Origin of the sequence: Mesobacillus maritimus, from assembly GCF_019749255.1 — a bacterium.
GTDB lineage: Bacteria > Bacillota > Bacilli > Bacillales > Cytobacillaceae > Mesobacillus_B > Mesobacillus_B maritimus_A.
On the sequence record NZ_JACWFH010000008.1, the window covers coordinates 387,411 to 404,520 of the forward strand.

At 38.4% G+C, this 17,110-nt stretch carries 19 protein-coding genes; 15 read left to right on the top strand and 4 right to left on the bottom strand.

Going from position 1 to position 17,110, the window contains the following annotated elements:
- Positions 1-126 precede the first annotated feature (126 nt).
- Positions 127-327: a cold-shock protein CspD gene (cspD, locus tag H0185_RS07365; protein ID WP_046524220.1), complete on the bottom strand. Its 201-nt coding sequence runs from the start codon at positions 325-327 to the stop codon at positions 127-129.
- A gap of 267 nt (positions 328-594) precedes the next feature.
- On the opposite strand from cspD, the gene H0185_RS07370 reads away from it, so the two are divergent.
- From H0185_RS07370 to mntR, 3 genes are all read left to right on the top strand, one after another.
- A complete protein-coding gene (locus H0185_RS07370; RefSeq protein ID WP_221872629.1) occupies positions 595-876 on the top strand; it encodes a hypothetical protein in 282 nt (93 codons plus the stop codon).
- Positions 877-1,024: 148 nt separating this feature from the next.
- Positions 1,025-3,187, top strand: a complete 2,163-nt coding sequence (locus H0185_RS07375; RefSeq protein ID WP_221872631.1) for a DNA topoisomerase III — start codon at positions 1,025-1,027, stop codon at positions 3,185-3,187.
- Between the two features lie 79 nt (positions 3,188-3,266).
- Complete coding sequence (gene mntR / locus H0185_RS07380) at positions 3,267-3,695, top strand: transcriptional regulator MntR (protein ID WP_221872633.1); 429 nt, start codon at positions 3,267-3,269, stop codon at positions 3,693-3,695.
- 35 nt (positions 3,696-3,730) lie between these two features.
- Here the strand turns inward: mntR and H0185_RS07385 are convergent, their stop codons facing one another.
- Together H0185_RS07385 and metA are read right to left on the bottom strand one after the other, a co-directional pair.
- Entirely contained in the window at positions 3,731-3,946 is a 216-nt protein-coding gene (locus tag H0185_RS07385; protein WP_221872634.1) for a DUF3892 domain-containing protein, read from the bottom strand.
- A gap of 116 nt (positions 3,947-4,062) precedes the next feature.
- Positions 4,063-4,971 carry a homoserine O-acetyltransferase MetA gene (gene metA, locus H0185_RS07390; protein ID WP_221872636.1) on the bottom strand — a complete coding sequence of 303 codons (909 nt, stop codon included), beginning with the start codon at positions 4,969-4,971 and terminating at the stop codon, positions 4,063-4,065.
- Positions 4,972-5,138: 167 nt separating this feature from the next.
- Here metA and H0185_RS07395 point away from each other — a divergent pair, with 167 nt between their 5' ends.
- The 9 genes from H0185_RS07395 (at position 5,139) to H0185_RS07435 (ending at position 14,440) form a co-directional block, all read left to right on the top strand.
- On the top strand, positions 5,139-5,669 hold the full coding sequence (locus H0185_RS07395; protein WP_221872638.1) for a PNPOx family protein: 531 nt from the start codon (positions 5,139-5,141) through the stop codon (positions 5,667-5,669).
- A 204-nt stretch (positions 5,670-5,873) separates the two neighbouring features.
- Positions 5,874-6,722 (top strand): DegV family protein, encoded by an 849-nt coding sequence (locus tag H0185_RS07400; RefSeq protein WP_221872640.1) that lies wholly within the window; start codon positions 5,874-5,876, stop codon positions 6,720-6,722.
- Positions 6,723-6,822: 100 nt separating this feature from the next.
- Positions 6,823-7,467, top strand: a complete 645-nt coding sequence (locus H0185_RS07405) for an HD domain-containing protein (protein WP_221872641.1) — start codon at positions 6,823-6,825, stop codon at positions 7,465-7,467.
- Complete coding sequence (locus tag H0185_RS07410) at positions 7,464-9,347, top strand: ABC-F family ATP-binding cassette domain-containing protein (protein WP_221872643.1); 1,884 nt, start codon at positions 7,464-7,466, stop codon at positions 9,345-9,347. Before H0185_RS07405 ends, H0185_RS07410 begins: the two co-directional genes overlap by 4 nt.
- Before the next feature lie 98 nt (positions 9,348-9,445).
- Positions 9,446-10,570, top strand: coding sequence for a conserved virulence factor C family protein (locus H0185_RS07415; protein WP_221872645.1), 1,125 nt, complete (start codon positions 9,446-9,448; stop codon positions 10,568-10,570).
- Positions 10,571-10,884: 314 nt separating this feature from the next.
- On the top strand, positions 10,885-12,024 hold the full coding sequence (locus H0185_RS07420; protein WP_221872647.1) for a glucose-1-phosphate adenylyltransferase: 1,140 nt from the start codon (positions 10,885-10,887) through the stop codon (positions 12,022-12,024).
- An 88-nt stretch (positions 12,025-12,112) separates the two neighbouring features.
- Complete coding sequence (locus H0185_RS07425) at positions 12,113-12,547, top strand: BrxA/BrxB family bacilliredoxin (RefSeq protein WP_221872649.1); 435 nt, start codon at positions 12,113-12,115, stop codon at positions 12,545-12,547.
- A 100-nt stretch (positions 12,548-12,647) separates the two neighbouring features.
- Positions 12,648-13,430: a class I SAM-dependent methyltransferase gene (locus H0185_RS07430; protein WP_221872651.1), complete on the top strand. Its 783-nt coding sequence runs from the start codon at positions 12,648-12,650 to the stop codon at positions 13,428-13,430.
- 431 nt (positions 13,431-13,861) lie between these two features.
- Positions 13,862-14,440 carry a YpjP family protein gene (locus H0185_RS07435; protein ID WP_221872653.1) on the top strand — a complete coding sequence of 193 codons (579 nt, stop codon included), beginning with the start codon at positions 13,862-13,864 and terminating at the stop codon, positions 14,438-14,440.
- An 80-nt stretch (positions 14,441-14,520) separates the two neighbouring features.
- On the opposite strand, the gene H0185_RS07440 is transcribed toward H0185_RS07435, so the two are convergent.
- Positions 14,521-14,772 carry a hypothetical protein gene (locus H0185_RS07440; protein WP_221872655.1) on the bottom strand — a complete coding sequence of 84 codons (252 nt, stop codon included), beginning with the start codon at positions 14,770-14,772 and terminating at the stop codon, positions 14,521-14,523.
- 175 nt (positions 14,773-14,947) lie between these two features.
- On the opposite strand from H0185_RS07440, the gene H0185_RS07445 reads away from it, so the two are divergent.
- The 3 genes from H0185_RS07445 to H0185_RS07455 all read left to right on the top strand — a co-directional run bounded on the left by H0185_RS07445 (position 14,948) and on the right by H0185_RS07455 (position 17,042).
- Positions 14,948-15,649, top strand: a complete 702-nt coding sequence (locus tag H0185_RS07445) for an anthrax toxin lethal factor-related metalloendopeptidase (RefSeq protein WP_221872656.1) — start codon at positions 14,948-14,950, stop codon at positions 15,647-15,649.
- Between the two features lie 104 nt (positions 15,650-15,753).
- Positions 15,754-16,548, top strand: coding sequence for a thymidylate synthase (locus H0185_RS07450; protein ID WP_221872658.1), 795 nt, complete (start codon positions 15,754-15,756; stop codon positions 16,546-16,548).
- Positions 16,545-17,042, top strand: a complete 498-nt coding sequence (locus tag H0185_RS07455) for a dihydrofolate reductase (protein ID WP_221872660.1) — start codon at positions 16,545-16,547, stop codon at positions 17,040-17,042. The genes H0185_RS07450 and H0185_RS07455 overlap by 4 nt, the downstream gene beginning before the upstream one ends.
- Positions 17,043-17,110: the final 68 nt, after the last annotated feature.

A 17,110-nucleotide genomic window follows, 5' to 3' on the forward strand; every position in this document is an offset into this window, starting at 1 on the left:
GAAAATAGAAGCATGGAAAAGAAGGCACCGAACAGGATTGTCTACAATCTAAATTTTTTTCTTGCTGATAATCTAAAAAAGGCTGGCACTAGGCCAGCCTCAGTTCAATCGCTTAATGATCATCTATTATAATTTCACGACGTTTGCAGCTTGAGGTCCGCGGTTTCCTTCAACGATTTCAAAAGAAACTTCTTGGCCTTCTTCTAGAGACTTATAGCCTTCTCCCTGAATAGCAGTGAAATGTACAAATACATCGTCTCCGCCTTCAACTTCGATAAAACCGAAACCCTTTTCATTATTGAACCATTTTACTTTACCGTTTTGCATGTTACTTTTTCCTCCTAAGCCTTTTCGAGACACAAATGATGTGTCAAAGTAAAAATTTTCATTTAGCAGAGATATAACTTGTTTTAAAATAATAATATATTCTGATAAATGATGCTTTTAATATACATGATGGGCCCCCGCCAGTCAAGATGACAATTCAAGAATTACCATAAAGTTCACAGATCTTTGGACAAATTGTTACCAAGGAATTAGAATAAAAATTATGATTCTCTCATACTTTTATTTAAAAGAGAAAAGGGTGAGGGGATGTACCGATTCTCAATTGACGGACGTGAATGGATCTTAAGATTTTCTCAACATCTTGAAATAGAAGAGAAAGAAAAAGAAAGCATTATCCAATCGGTGATCAATTGGCCGAAACTGAAGGGTTTTTCTCATGGTGACTCGTTCTTACTATGTGATAAAGAAATGGGAGTCATTGTATTTAACATTGAAACGGTCCCTTCATTTATCTTAACCGTATCCACAATAGTTCCCAAAGAACAGTGGTATAGGAAGAATGGGGAGCTTATTAACCCCTATAAATAAGAGGTTTTGTTGAACAAAGCGAATGGGAATGAATAAAGGCAGAGGCAGTCTGGAAAAAGCTGCTTCTTTTTATTTGTGTCTTTACCTTTTAAGATATGCTCGGCTAAAATAAGATGAGACTTTATTTTAGAATTGTGTAGGAGGAACTATGAAATTAATTATTGCGGAAAAGCCTGACCAAGGCAGGACGCTTGCCTCCGTTTTTAAAACGAGAAAACGAGAAGGGTTTATTGAGATCCTTCCAAATGAGATTTTCCCTGATGGAGCTTACGTCACATGGGCAATTGGTCATTTAACCGAACTAGCTGCTCCAGAAAAATATGATGCCTCTTGGAAAAAGTGGTCACTATCTACATTGCCGATTATTCCAGAGCAGTTCCAGTACGAGGTCGTTAAATCTAAAACAAAACAATTTTCTATCATAAAAAATTTATCCTCTGATTCAAAAATTACGGAAATTATTCATGCCGGTGATGCTGGGCGAGAAGGGGAATTGATTATCCGTAACATACTACGACTTGCACGGTGTTCAAAACCAATGAAAAGGTTATGGATTTCGTCTCTAACCCCAAAAGCTATTACTGATGGATTTCAAAGGCTCCTTAATGAATCAGAAACAAAAAACCTTTACTTTGAAGCCTATACAAGGTCATGTGCAGATTGGGTTGTGGGTATGAATGCCTCAAGGCTTTACACATTGCTTCTGCAACAGCAAGGATTTTCCGATGTCTTTTCCTTAGGACGTGTGCAGACGCCTACACTTGCGCTCATCGTGAAGCGTGAGCAAGAAATTGACCAATTTGTTTCAGAGCCGTTTTGGGAAGTTATCGCTAATTTCAATCTTAATGGTAAAAAATACAACGGAAAATGGGAGAATGACGGCGATTCAAGGATTAAGTCAAAAGAACTAGCTGAAAAGATTGCTGGTTTTTGTATGGGCAAACCAGCACAAGCTGTGGAAGTAAAATCGGAGAAAAAAGAATTTTCACCCCCGCTTTTCTATAATTTGTCTGCCATCCAAGCAGAAGCAAACAAAAGGTATAAATTTTCGCCTAAGAAGACGCTAGATGTTCTCCAAGGACTTTATCAACGCGGGATTGTATCTTATCCTCGTTCTGATTCTAGGTATGTTACTCCGGGAGAGGCGGAGGGGTTTCCTACAATTTTATCTAAGCTCCAGGCAAGTGAGGAGTATACTGAGCTTTTCCCGTTGCCCATTGAATCTATTCAGAACAACAATCGATATGTAAACGAAAAGAAAGTAACTGATCACTATGCGATTATTCCCACCGAACAAGTCCCTAACTTAAATAGGTTAACGCCGGATGAAAAAAAGCTTTATGATCTACTAGCCAGAACCCTAATCGCTGCCCATTACCCTGCATCAGTTTCAGAATACACAACAATTCGCACAAAAGTCGATGGAAGAGCTGAATTTATTTCAAAAGGAAAGGTTCAACTTGAAGAAGGCTGGCGTAAAGTTCTACCTCAAAAAGAAAAGGACAAAGAACCTGAGCTACCTAAGATTATCCAAGGAGATACAGGTGAAGTCCGGAAAGCGGAAGTGAAGGAAAGCAAAACACAGCCGCCAAAGCGTTATACAGAAGGTCAATTAATCACTTTAATGAAGACCGCTGGGAAACATATAGAAGACAAAGAATTAGAGAAAGTGCTAATGAAAACCGAAGGACTCGGGACCGAAGCCACGAGAGCGGGCATCATTACGATGCTTAAAGACAGAGGATATATTGAAATCAAAAAAAACCTCGTTTATGCCACTGCAAAAGCGAAAATCCTCATTCAAGCCTTAGGTGGACAAGTCCTAGCCTCACCTGAAATGACGGCAAAGTGGGAAAAAAGGCTAAAAGAGATAGGTCAAGGTGAAGCTTCACCAAAACAATTTATTGAACAGACAGAAAAAATGGTCGCCCATTTAGTCATGCAAACAACGGAAGCTTCAGCCTCATGGAGCTTCGAGACAGATATAAAGGATGCCTTTATACCTGGTAAAAAGAATGGAAAAAAAGTACGGAATACCAGTCTGGGGGACTGTAAATTATGTGGCGGCAGTGTTGTGGACAAAGGAAGCCTATACGGATGTTCAAACTATCAAAAAACAAAATGCTCTTTCAGCATCTCGAAGAAAATCCTTGGAAAAAACATTACACAAAAACATATTAAACAATTATTAAAGGATGGAACTACTGAGGTAATCGAAGGCTTCAAAGGGAAAGAGAAGTCTTTTAATGCTAAGCTTGCTTGGGATGAAAAAGAAGGGAAAACAAAGTTTAACTTCGCCAACAATGGGTGAAATATGGGTCAATCCTTGTCTAACTATAGCATTTATAGTAAAATTTATGTGGTCATGGAACAATATTGGAGGTTAAGGGATGCCGACACCTAGTATGGAAGATTATATTGAACAGATTTATATTTTAATTGAGGATAAAGGATATGCGAGGGTATCAGATATCGCTGAAGCATTGTCCGTCCATCCCTCCTCGGTAACTAAAATGGTTCAAAAGCTAGATAAAGATCAATATCTGGTGTATGAAAAGTATCGTGGCTTAGTGTTGACTGCTAAGGGTCAGAAGACGGGGAAACGATTAGTTTACCGTCATGAATTGCTTGAACAATTATTGAAAATAATCGGTGTGAAAGATGAGAATATCTATCAGGATGTTGAAGGGATAGAGCACCATTTAAGTTGGGATGCGATTGATCGTATCGGTGATTTAGTTCAATATTTCGAGGAAGATGAAAATAGACTTGAATCTCTTAGAGAAGTTCAACGGAAAAATGAAGATAATGAAGCATAATAAACCTAACACCTGACTGATATGTCAGGTGTTTTTTAATAGAGTTCAGGTAGTCGATTTACAAATGTGGATTCAAAACCAACAGAGGGGTCGCTGGCATCCGTTTCTGCAATATTAAATCCAGTGAGCATACCTTCCTCAGCCTCCATCAACGCTTTACGATAAGAAATGACCCTTCCTTCTGACGTTAAGAAAGAAATAATGTCTCCAGCATTATTACGATATACACCTGTTAGCTGCTCTTCTTTCAACTCTTCACTTCCCTTCTAATCCTAGTGTTTCATTTTTAGGGGGAAAATAAACGAAGTTTTAAAGTTTTATATAAAAAAAGGAGTATTCTTCAAAAAAGAATACTCCTTTGGTTCTTTCATTTCCACTCAAATGGTGTTTCTTGGTACACATAGTAATTTAGCCAATTCGAGAAAAATAAATGCGCATGAGAACGCCAACAGTTAATTGGCATTTGATTTGGGTTATCCCCAGGAAAGTAATGAGCTGGCACAGGAACGGTTAAACCACGTTCTAGGTCACGTGAGTACTCTAATGCTAACGTGTCGGTTTCGTATTCTAAATGGCCAGTTACCATAATCTGCTTGCGGTCTAAAGATTGAACAATAAAGGCCCCTGCTTCCTCAGAAGAAGCTAATAATTTTAAATCTGGTGAATGCAAGATGGCTTCTTCTGATGTACCAGTATGGCGTGAATGGGGTGCAAAAAATACATCATCAAAGCCTCGCAAAATCTTTTCCGTTTTATCAAAAATTCTGTGGGCGAAAATACCAGAACACTTCTCTGGTAGTTCTTGCTTACCAATCCCGTAATGGTGATACAAGGCAGCTTGAGCTCCCCAGCAAATATGCAGGGTCGACGTAACATTTGACTTTGTCCATTCAAAGATCTCTTTAAGTTCGTTCCAATAGCTTACTTCTTCAAAGGGAATCAATTCTACTGGTGCCCCTGTAATAATCATTCCATCAAACCTCTTGTGTCTAACTTCATCAAAGGTTGTGTAAAATTGTTCCAGGTGATATCTACTGGTGTTTTTAGATTCATATGTAGCCGTTTTTAAAAACGTGATATTAACCTGGAGTGGCGTATTGCCGAGTAAACGTAAAAATTGTGCCTCTGTTTTTTCTTTTTCAGGCATTAAATTTAAGATTAAGATATTTAATGGTCGAATATCCTGTTGACTCGCCCGATCCTCATCCATAATAAAAATATTTTCTTCTTCAAGTATCTCCCGCGCTGGCAAAAGCCTAGGAATTGTAATTGGCAATCCATACCCCTCCTTTTACATCATTTCCGTATGATTAATTATAAAGGCAGTTGTACTTTCTAGCAATTTAAGAATCCCAACTTTTTAGATAAATCGAACTTTTTGGATGAGTCAAAGACAAATGGTAAAATAACGATACTAAAAACAGGGAAGTGTGGGGATGAAATATGTTTGATCCAACAGCTTTCGATAATATTAAGGTAGTAGTCGAAGGAGCAATTTATGACAAAGACCTTGATGGGGAGTTAATGGTTACTAATCGTGAAGACTTGGTCGATTTGGCAAATTTATCACGAACATGTAACCTTGCTTTCTCAATCGTTCAATCGGACAAAAGCAAATCTTATGCGGTACTTAAACTTCAAGCGGGTCTAAAAAACCTTGCTTCAGAACTATTAGAAATGGACCATGCAAGCACATTAGCAGGTTGTATGGTTACGATTCATTTTCATTTAACTCACGGTAATGACGAGAAAATATTTTTAAACATTCAGAAAGTTTTGGAGGATATTTGGGGTAAAGGTAGAAAGATAGAACAAGCTGTAAAAATAAACCCACTAAAAAGAGCAGATACAATCGTCAACGAAGCAACCGTCCATTTCAATAGGCTCGTTCTAGAGGACCAAATAGAGGACCTAACAGAGATGATTGACTACATCGTTCTAACTTTAAAACAACTGGAAAACGTCATAAAGTAAGACAATTACATAAGTATAGTAAGAGTAGTGACAAATAACTTGCAATAATTAGTTCTTAACAGGGAAAAGGGGAAAAACTTTCTACATCTTTTTAATAGGCTGTGTTAATGTACACGTTGATTCTTCATGGTGAATAGAGCATGAATCAACTCCAAGTTACACAGTTTTTATAAGAAATTACATGTGTTAAAGGGGGAGCTACTTGTGACAAAAATAGCATGGGTTACCGATAGTACATCAATTTTAGATGAAGAACTGAAAGATCATCCAGATATTTACTTCATTCCGTTATCGATAATACTTGACGGTGAAGCCTACACGGATGGCGTTGATTTAACTGCAGAAGAGTTATATGCCAAGCTAAAAACGTTAAAAGAGCCTCCAAAAACTTCTCAGCCAGCTATAGGAGCATTTAAGGAACTCTATGAACAGTTAAGTAAGGAATATGATGAAATTATTGCTGTACTTATTTCAAAAAAGCTAAGTGGGACGATAGACTCCAGTGAGCAGGCATCCAAACTCCTTGATAAGCCCGTTACGACAATTGACTCGAAAATATTAACATACCCGCAGACTGCCCTGATAAAAAAAGGAATAGCACTAGCTGAACAGGGAGCTACCGTAGAGGAGATCAAGGGTAGGTTGGAAGAAATTTGTGAGCGCAATGAAACGTACGTATTAATAGGGAGTCTAGAACAATTGCACCGTAGTGGTCGCATGTCCAGTGCAAAGTTCTTTCTAGGCAGTGTTTTAAAGGTTAAGCCAATTATCTCAATTGAAGACGGTGCTCTAGAAGTTAGGGATAAGGCTCGGAGTGAAAAGAAGGCGAAAGAGAAAATTTTCGACCAATTCCGAAATGCATATCAGAAGAATAAGTTCAAGGAAGCGTGGTTGCTTTACGGATTGCATCCAGAAACGGCTAAGCAGTGGAAAGTAGAATTAGAAGCTGAATATAAAGAGGTTCAATTTAGTTGTTATCCACTAGGCGCAGTAATTGGTGTTCATGCTGGTGAAGACACTATCGGTATTAGTTGGTATAATGAAGAAATCTAGGTGCCATATTGATTGGCACTTTTTTATTTGCAAGTTCACGAAGGTTATAGTTTGAAGTACTATTCGTGTTAAAATAGCACGGTAGGAAGAAGGTGTTTTAATGAATGAAACAATAAAGAAAACAGAAGATTTTGTCCGAAGGGTGCTTGAAGATGAAGCAACAGGACATGATTGGTACCATATAGAAAGAGTTTGGAAAAATGCCCTCTTAATTCAGCAGAAGGAAGATGCAGGAAATCTCTTTGTGATAGAAATGGCCGCCTTGCTTCATGATATTCCTGATGAGAAGTTGAATAGTTCTGAAGAAGCTGGATGGAGGAAGTTAAATGAGTACATAAACAGTCTTGGTCTTCCAGGGTCTGTAGTATCACATATTGTTGATTGTATTGAATCTGTTTCTTTTAAAGGGGGGCGTGAAACGAATTTAAAGAGTATTGAAGCAAAAATCGTTCAAGATGCCGATCGTCTTGATGCGATAGGTGCAATTGGCGTCGCGAGAACCTTTGCTTTTGGAGGAAAAAAAGGGCAGCCTCTTTATGATCCAGAGATTGATGTTCGTACTCAGATGACGAATGAGGAGTACAGAACAGGGAAAAGTTCGTCCATTCATCATTTTTATGAAAAATTACTTAAGTTAAAAGAATTGATGAATACGGATGCCGCTCGTCAGATTGCGGAACAGAGACATGAGTTTATGGAAAATTTTCTAAAACAATTTTACAGGGAATGGAATGGTCAGGCTTGAAAATGATTTCGATTGAAAATATTACAAAGTCATATGGAGAAAAGGTTTTATTCCATGATATCAATTGTACGATTGGGGAGCGTGAGCGGGTCGGGCTAATTGGTGTAAATGGAACAGGGAAGTCCTCATTATTAAAAATAGTTGCAGGTATCGATCAGGCAGATAGCGGGGATATCGTTTCAGGGAAAGATTATCACACTAGCTTTTTATCACAGCAGCCAGATCTTGAACCTGAATTAACTGTGCTAGAGCAAGTGTTTTACGGGGAAGCACCTATTCTTAAGTTAATGAAGGAATATGAAACGACATTGTTAAGATTAGAAAATGATCCTGCAAACCCGAAAGTCCAAGATGAACTAATGAACCTACAACAACATATGGATAGTGCTGATGCATGGGATGCCAATACTGCCGCCAAAACAATACTAACGAAACTGGGTATTACTGATTTTTCTAAAAAAACTGCTGAGCTTTCTGGAGGACAAAAAAAGCGAGTTGCACTTGCTCAAGTATTAATTGAAGCACCTGATTTACTAATACTCGATGAGCCAACCAACCATCTAGACTATGAAACGGTTAAGTGGCTCGAAGAATATTTAAGTCGTTATACAGGATCATTGCTGCTTGTGACCCATGATCGTTACTTTCTTGATCGTGTGACGAATCGCATTTTTGAGTTAGATGGGGGCTCCCTTTATAGTTATAAAGGGAACTATGCAAGCTTTCTAGAAGCAAAAGCAATTAGAGAGGAAAATGAGGCAGCCACACTTGATAAGCAAAAGAATCTTTTTCGTCATGAGCTCGAATGGATTCGTAGAGGCGCAAAGGCGAGATCGACAAAACAAAAGGCAAGAATTCAACGGTTTGAAGAGCTTGAAACACAGGTTGCATCAGGAAAGACAACTGAAAAACTAGATATTTCCCTTAGTGGTAGTCGGTTAGGTAAACAGGTCCTTGAGTTAAAAGAAGCCACAAAGTCTTTTGAGGACAGAACCATTCTTCGTAACTTTGACTTACTTATTAAACCTAAAGATCGGTTAGGCATTATTGGCCGAAATGGGACAGGAAAATCAACCTTACTAAATATTCTCTCAGGTAGACTCCCACTTGACACTGGTGAACTCATTACTGGGCAGACAGTAAAGATTGCTTATTATACACAAGAAAACGAAGACTTGGATGAAAATAAACGTATGATTGAGTATCTAAAGGAGACGGCTGAAATCGTCCACACCTCTGATGGAAAAACGATTTCAGCAGCACAGATGCTTGAGAGATTCTTATTCCCTCCATTTAGTCATGGTACGCCAATTCGTAAGCTGTCTGGTGGAGAGAAACGTCGCTTATATCTTTTAAAGCTTCTAATGGAAGAACCAAATGTCCTTCTTCTTGATGAGCCTACAAATGATCTTGATACCCAGACATTGACAGTGCTAGAGGACTATCTCGAAGATTTCCCAGGTGTTGTCATCACCGTTTCCCATGACCGGTATTTCCTTGATAAAGCCGTGGATACCTTGCTTGTACTAGAGGGCGAAGGAAAAATTTCCTTGTTTTATGGCAATTATACGGATTACCTGGAAAAACAGACAGAAAAAGCTGCTCCAGTGGTCGAAGGAAAAAAAGATAAAGTAGTCGTTAATGAGGACAAACAACCCAAGAAGAAAAAACTATCCTATATGGAAAAACGAGAATGGGACGAGATTGAAGACAAAATTGCTGCAACTGAAGCAAGAATAGAAGAAATTCAAACAGAGATGGCTGGAATTGGCAGTGACTTTGAAAAAGGTCAGAACCTGATGAAGGAAGAAGCAGAGTTAAATGAACAACTCGAACAGTTAATTGAACGTTGGAGTTATTTATCTGAATTCGCTGATTAAGGTTTCTTCCTCAGGATCCGAGTGTAATAAGCAGAGTCCATGAACTCGCTATGTTCTTATGATAAAATAACTGTTAGCGAAACTATAGGGGTGGAATCATGAAAATAAAATCAATCGAACCGACTCCAAGCCCAAATACGATGAAAATCAATCTTGATGAAGAGCTTCCGATGGGGAAAAGCAATAACTATAAAAAGGAAGCGCAAGATGGGGCGCCTGAAGTTGTTCAAGAGATCCTTGAGATAGAAGGGGTAAAAGGGGTATACCATGTCGCAGATTTCCTTGCTGTAGAGCGGAATGCACGATATGACTGGAAGGTGATATTACCTGAAGTTCGCAAAGCATTTGGCCAGGAACAAGGAGGTGCAGGCGAACCTAATCCTGAAATCGACGAACATTTTGGTGAGATTAAGGTTCAGGTTCATATGTATAAAGGAGTCCCTGTGCAAATCAAATTGACAGATGGGACAGAGGAAAAGCGCTATGCTCTTCCTGAAACGTTTGCTAAAGCAGCGCTTGAGGTTCAAGGACCAGATGATAATCTTGTAATGGTTAGAAGATGGAAGGATTATGGTGTCCGCTATGGTGAGTGGGATGAAATTGGAGCTGAAATGAAAGAAGAGCTAATGGCAGCCTACCCGCCTGAAAGATTGAATACACTTATTGAGCAAGCAAAAAACCCGGGAACACAAATGACTGGGAAGGAACGTAAACAAGTCAGCTTAGCCGACTTTAATCATCCAGACTGGCGGGTTCGTTATCAGTTATTAGAACAAATGCCTGATCCAACAGTTGAGGATCTTTCTTTATTGAAAGCAGCGTTATCCGATGAAAAGGCATCGATTAGAAGACTTGCTACTGTTTATCTTGGGATGATTGAAGATAAAGCTGCACTCCCTTACCTTTACCAAGCATTGAAGGATAAAAGTGTAACTGTTCGACGAACAGCGGGGGATTGTCTCTCCGACCTGGGTCATCCCGAAGCAATGGAAGCGATGATGGAGGCACTAGAAGACTCTAGCAAGCTCGTCCGTTGGCGTGCTGCAATGTTTTTATATGAGGTCGGTGATGAACGCGCCCTTCTTGCACTAAAAAAAGCGGAGCAAGACCCGGAATTTGAAGTTAGCCTCCAAGTAAAACTAGCGATTGCTCGGATTGAACATGGAGAAGAAGCGAAGGGGTCCGTTTGGAAGCAAATGACTGAAGCAAGGAAAAATAATTAAACGAAAAAGTCTGTTTCTTATATGAGACAGGCTTTTTTTTTGTGTGGATAGGTCTTTTGAACTGTTTTTAAGAGCATTAGTGACAAAAAAACCGAATAGAGTTGAGTGTACAACGTTATTTTATATTTTATTGGGATATAATTTAGAAAGTTGTCAAAAAAATGGAAAATTAGTCGGTAAAATGAGGTTTAATTCTTAGTGAGGGTCTGTTAAGTTGAAAATGATTATATAAATAAAGGATTTTTAGATTAGGAAGCTTTGGTTAGAAAAACAAGGTGACATTCACCAGAAAAATAGTGCCAAAGGAGATTCTTATGAAAAAAAAGGAAATTTTAACTTTATTATTAGCGGGGGGAAGAGGAACAAGACTAAAGAAATTAACGGAAAAAATGGCTAAACCAGCAGTCCCTTTCGGAGGGAAATATAGAATTATTGACTTTGCTCTGAGTAATTGTCGGAATTCGGGAATGAATACGGTTGGAATCCTTACCCAGTACCAACCTCATACACTGCAAAATTATATTAGCAACGGTGAGAATTGGGAACTTAATCGCAGAGATTCAGGTATTACATTTCTTCCTCCGTTCCAATGCGATGATATGGATCGGTGGTACGAAGGGACCGCACACGCGATTGCGCAAAATCGCCAATATATCCAGTACCATAACCCTGAATTTGTTTTAGTGATCTCAGGCGATCAAATCTACAAGATGGATTACAACAAGTTACTTGATATACATAAAAGGAATGCAGCCGATGTAACCATTTCAGTAACCTATGTACCTTGGGAGGAGGCGTCAAGATATGGTGTGATGAATGTAGATTCGAAAACAAAACGTATCCTCGGCTTCGAAGAAAAGCCTCAAATTCCTCATTCAAATCTTGCATCCATGGGCATTTATATTTTCAATTGGCGCACTTTGAAGACTATTTTTGAGCAGTTTCAAGATGAACGAGATTATTTAAATGATTTTGGTAAGGACATTATCCCTTTCATGTTAAAGTCGAACTATCGTTTGTTCGCTTATGAATTCAATGGATACTGGAAGGATGTAGGTACTGTTGAAAGCTATTGGGAGGCAAATATGGATTTGCTTTCAAGAAAGAAAAATCCTCTACTTCACCAAAAGGATTGGCCTATTTTTACAGCAGACTGTTCATTGCCCCCCACCTATTTTGATGCAAACTCATCTTTTACTGAATCGCTAATAGGGGAAGGGTGTGAAATTTATGGAAAAATACAAAAATCGGTTATTTCCTATAATGTCACAATAGGTAAAGGGTCGGTGATTAAAAACTCTGTTATCTTGCCAAATACAATTATCAAAGAGAATGTGGAAATTGAAAATTCGGTCATTAATGGCAACACAGTCATTGATAGCAATCTTAAATTTAATGAATCTTTCAGCAATATCCTTCGCATCAATGACAGGAGGATCCTAAACCGACAGTAAGGTGACACACTCAAGTGGCGCGTCTAAATTGCAATCAATGGTAAAAGATAGTATGCTAACACTGCAACTAATGATAGGAGTGATATAGATGTCAATGGCTTATGAAGAATATATGAGACAAATGGTAAAGCCAATGCGTGAGGAACTAGTTCAAGCAGGCTTTAAAGAATTATTAACACCTGAAGATGTTGAAAATTATGTTGAAAATGCATCAGGTACAACCCTTGTTGTCGTAAATTCAGTATGTGGTTGTGCTGCTGGTTTAGCTCGTCCTGCTGTCAATCAGGCATTGCTTCGTGCAGAGAAAAAACCAGATAACCTTGTCACTGTATTTGCAGGGCAGGAAAAAGAAGCTACCGCGAAAATGCGTGAATACTTTACCGGAATTGAACCATCTTCACCGTCTATGGCACTCTTAAAAGGAAAAGAAGTAGTTCACTTCATCCCTCGCCATGAAATTGAAGGTAGATCAATGGAAGAAGTAATGGAAAACCTCGAGACTGCGTTTGAAACCAATTGTTAATGAAGAATTTTTAAAGAAGAAAAGGATGTCGATGACGTCCTTTTTTCTATTTGTTCTTGGGCTCATTTTACAACTATAAAAGAATGTGGGTGGCATAGAGGTGATTGTTACAACGGCCGGACGAACAACCGAAGAAATGGTTGAGCAAGCAAAGCAAACAGCACTTGCATTAGAATCAAGGTATGTTACTAGAAGAAAACGTTCCGTTCTGTCCGTCATGGAAGCTGAACAGGAAGATTGTATTGTTGTTGGGAAGGACAGACTGGAGCTCTATCCTTTAGGGGAGGAAGTCCCTTTTTTCTTTCATCCTAATTCGTCTATGTTTCGAATTAAACGGTTGTTGAAAGGTGAAAAAGATCCATTTATAGAAGCAGCTCAACTAAAGACTGGAATGAGTATCCTGGATTGTACGTTAGGACTTGCTTCTGATAGTATCGTAGCTAGTTTTGCGGTTGGAGAAACCGGAAATGTCGTCGGGATTGAGGGAAATCCGTATCTGGCCTATATTGTCAACAAAGGTTTGAAACAGTGGAACTCAGGCATAGATGTTATGAATGAGGCAATGAGAAGAATTACAATCCAACAGAATGAATCACTCGAAGTACTACGAAAGCTTAATGACAACAGTTTTGATTGTGTATACTTTGACCCAATGTTTGAGGAAACCATTCTTGAATCAGATGGAATTAGAGGGTTAACAAAATTTGCTAGAGCTGAAGGTCTTTCTATTGAAATGATGCAACAGGCTCATCGAGTGGCTCGAAAACGAATTATTTTAAAAGATCATTTTCGTAGTTTAAGGTTTGCGCAGTTTGATTTTACAGTCCATCGAAGAAAATCAGCTAAGTTCCATTTTGGGGTTATTGAAAAAAACGGAAAGTAATTTTTACATTTTCACTTTCGTTGTGATATGTAGGGATTCGGACAGACTCAGGTGAAACGCAGGAAAATCTGTCCGAAGCATTCCTAAAAGATGTTGCTGAAATTTTATGTGGTTAATTGTAAAAGAGAATTTACAATAGATTCTTCTCCGAAATTCCCTCATTAATCTGTCGCTGTTAGGTAAATAAAATATCCGAGCATGATTAAACTGATTATGGCGACTGTCCAAGTCATGCGAATTCCCCCTTTTTTTTGCTTCTGTCTTAAGACTATGTACAATCGATGTACCGTAATACTTGTATTTAAAATTTAACCTTCATGAAAAGATGGAAAACCTTTCTCCCCCCCAAAAAAAACTGTATAATATTCTTAATAGATAAACTAGAATAATAGGAACGTTTAATAGAAACATTGTACGAAAGGGGAGTCATTATGCCGTTGTGGTTGAGGAATTCACTCGTTGTTTTAATATCCATTATTACATTTGGCTTGGTTTCACCTGCACAAGCATCAGAATTACTATCAATTGATCAAAAAGATACTGACCGTACCGATACTTATGAAAACGTATCAATTCCTGCAGATCATTTAACGACGAGTCAAGAAACTCATGAAAGCTTCGTGAGTAGAATGATGAAAGAAGCAGAAGAACAATCACTTGCTAAATTTGGAACTAGGATTGGTCCTATAATAGAAGACGAATTCCGTGATATTATTCTCCCAAATATGGAGGCTGCAATCGCAACAGTTTCTGAACAATTCCCCGAAGAAGTTCTAGTAAACCTTGAAGTTACGGAAGTACCTGGCGGCGGATTTTCCGAAAAAATATTTCATATTGTAAATGAGCAAAAAAGCGATATCATTCGTTTCCATGTTCGAAGGGATAACCCTCCTCAAGAAGGATATTGGTTTAATTTCCATTACCATACGTACCATGACCAATTTCAAACGCATTATGAATTAGGTACCATCTATTGGGATAAAAATACCCCACCTAAGTGGAAAAGTTAAAGATAAAGCTGTTCTCATAAAGATAGAACGTTAAATTGGTACGGTAATTAACTCAATTAGTGATAAGAGAAAAAGAGCAATCAGTTATCGATTGCTCTTTTTCTCTTTCTTCTTGTTTGCAGATAAAGGAACAAAGATGTTAGAAGATAAAGCGCGAACACGATACTAGTAGAAACATAGACTTGCACTGGTACACTGTAAAACATCACAACAAAGAACAATGTGTAGAAAAACAAGTCTAGCAGGATTAATTTACCGGAAGTGACCACTTGCTGATACAGCTCTAGATCAGAAGCTGTAAACTGCTTGCGTTTCGATCCCGTGAAAAACATGTTATTTCACCTACTTCACTATGTACTGAACTATATGCATCAGAGTTGAAAAGTGTGAGAGGACGAAGGGTATTCCTTATTCTGTAAATTGCTAGGATAAACGGGAAAATGTAATAAATATGATATAATTTTAATAGCTTCATAATAGAACACCATTTAAAAGGGAGACGATGAGATGCGCAGGTTGAGTCAATTTTTCCTCATTGCCGTCCTCACTTTTTTACTTCCAGGTAGTTTACATGCGAATGTGAATGGAACGCCATTAAAAAACTACCCTAAACATTCATTACTATATGAAAATTTGAACCTAAACCATCTCGACTTACTTGGCGAAATTATTTTATTACCTGAAGAGTCCTTTGATTATGAAGAAGTAGCCCAAATTATCTCAAGAATTGATGCCCTTCCAGAAAAGATGTTGAGGAAAATTACAGAAGAGAGAATCTATTTAGCTCTTTTTAACGGAAAGCTCACAGACAATCCGTCTGCTCGTGATCTTCGAGGTGTGATCCCTAGGGGCTATAAATCTGATAAAACATGGGACGAGGTACCGGGAGTTGGTGGATCTAAACTAGTTTTAGCTAAAATTGGAAGTAGTGAACAAGGGTTAGGCCATAGTTCTGTTAATTTAGAGTTACATGAACTAGCTCATTCAATTGATCGTCACGTATATAAGCTGATTCGTGAAGATCCAAAATTTCTTGAAATTTGGAAAAGGGAAACCAAATATCTGTTTCCAGGAAGAGATTACTTTTTGAACTATCCGGAAGAGTATTTTGCTGAGACCTTCGCCATGTACTACCTAGGTGGGGAATATAAAGAGTTGTTACGAAAAGTTGCTCCGGAAACATATTGGTTTATGGATAGACTTGAATAAGTGATAGGAACGACAAACTGAGGTTTGTCGTTTTTTGTGTGGATTTAATGCTCTCAGTATTCTAAAATAAGATAGACTGTTTTAATTTAAAGGTGGGATTTTCTATGAAGCAATATTTAGACTTGTGTAAGCATGTACTAGAACATGGGACAAAAAAAGAAGATCGAACCGGCACGGGGACAATCAGTACCTTTGGGTATCAAATGAGATTCGATTTAAAGGAAGGATTCCCGTTAGTCACAACTAAAAAACTACATCTCAAAAGTATCATACATGAACTACTTTGGTTTCTAAGTGGAGATACAAATGTGAGATATCTCCAAGAAAATGGTGTGCGGATTTGGAATGAATGGGCAGATGAAAATGGTGAGCTCGGTCCAGTTTATGGCCATCAATGGAGGTCATGGCCGACTCCTGATGGCGGAAGTATTGACCAAATCTCTAATTTAATTCATCAAATCAAAAATAATCCTAATTCGAGAAGGTTGATTGTTAGTGCGTGGAATGTGGCGGATGTAGACGATATGGCTTTACCACCATGTCATTGCCTGTTCCAGTTCTATGTTGCCAACGGAAAACTTTCTTGTCAGCTTTACCAACGCAGTGCGGACGTTTTTTTAGGCATTCCCTTTAACATAGCTTCTTACGCACTGTTGACGATGATGATTGCCCAGGTGTGTGATCTTGAACCTGGCGAGTTCATCCATACGATGGGTGATACTCATATTTACACAAATCATCTTGAACAAGTAAAACTTCAATTAACAAGGGCCCCACGTTCGTTGCCGACAATGAAAATCAACCCAGAAGTGAAAGACATTTTCGGTTTCCGTTTTGAGGACTTTACTCTTGAAGATTATGACCCGCATCCACATATTAAAGGAGTCGTGAGTGTATGATATCATTAATTTGGGCGATGGATGAAAAACGGGTTATTGGGAGCTATAATAAGCTTCCATGGCATTTACCTGAGGATTTAAAGTTTTTTAAACGTGTTACAATGGGTCATCCGATTGCAATGGGGCGTAAAACTCATGAATCAATTGGGAAGCCGCTTCCTGGTCGTGAAAATATTATCATCACCCGTGACAGGCAATATAGGAGTGAAGGCTGTACAATTCTCCATTCAGTAGAAGAATTTTTAGACTACACAAAAAAGTTCTCTGAAGATGAAGAAGTGTTTGTAATTGGTGGAGCTGAAATCTTCAAGGATCTCATTCAACATGCAGATCGCTTGTATGTAACAATGATTCATCACCAGTTTGAGGGAGATACCCTTTTCCCTGTATTTCATATTGATGAATGGGAACTAGAATCTCGACAAATGGGTGTTAAGGATGAAAAAAATCCGTACGACTATGAATTTCTCATCTATAAACGCAAGCAAGCATAAAAAGGCAGCCCCAGGCTGTCTTTTTTATTCTTTATGGGATTTAACTATGTTGTGTTAGAACAAATTCA

Coding starts and splice junctions, on each gene's coding strand:
- H0185_RS07435 (WP_221872653.1), top strand. CDS start 13,862: ATGCCGTTGTGGTTGAGGAATTCACTCGTTGTTTTAATATCCATTATT.
- H0185_RS07440 (WP_221872655.1), bottom strand. CDS start 14,772: ATGTTTTTCACGGGATCGAAACGCAAGCAGTTTACAGCTTCTGATCTA.
- H0185_RS07370 (WP_221872629.1), top strand. CDS start 595: ATGTACCGATTCTCAATTGACGGACGTGAATGGATCTTAAGATTTTCT.
- H0185_RS07405 (WP_221872641.1), top strand. CDS start 6,823: ATGAATGAAACAATAAAGAAAACAGAAGATTTTGTCCGAAGGGTGCTT.
- cspD (WP_046524220.1), bottom strand. CDS start 327: ATGCAAAACGGTAAAGTAAAATGGTTCAATAATGAAAAGGGTTTCGGT.
- H0185_RS07415 (WP_221872645.1), top strand. CDS start 9,446: ATGAAAATAAAATCAATCGAACCGACTCCAAGCCCAAATACGATGAAA.
- mntR (WP_221872633.1), top strand. CDS start 3,267: ATGCCGACACCTAGTATGGAAGATTATATTGAACAGATTTATATTTTA.
- H0185_RS07395 (WP_221872638.1), top strand. CDS start 5,139: ATGTTTGATCCAACAGCTTTCGATAATATTAAGGTAGTAGTCGAAGGA.
- H0185_RS07375 (WP_221872631.1), top strand. CDS start 1,025: ATGAAATTAATTATTGCGGAAAAGCCTGACCAAGGCAGGACGCTTGCC.
- H0185_RS07445 (WP_221872656.1), top strand. CDS start 14,948: ATGCGCAGGTTGAGTCAATTTTTCCTCATTGCCGTCCTCACTTTTTTA.
- H0185_RS07420 (WP_221872647.1), top strand. CDS start 10,885: ATGAAAAAAAAGGAAATTTTAACTTTATTATTAGCGGGGGGAAGAGGA.
- H0185_RS07425 (WP_221872649.1), top strand. CDS start 12,113: ATGTCAATGGCTTATGAAGAATATATGAGACAAATGGTAAAGCCAATG.
- H0185_RS07450 (WP_221872658.1), top strand. CDS start 15,754: ATGAAGCAATATTTAGACTTGTGTAAGCATGTACTAGAACATGGGACA.
- H0185_RS07455 (WP_221872660.1), top strand. CDS start 16,545: ATGATATCATTAATTTGGGCGATGGATGAAAAACGGGTTATTGGGAGC.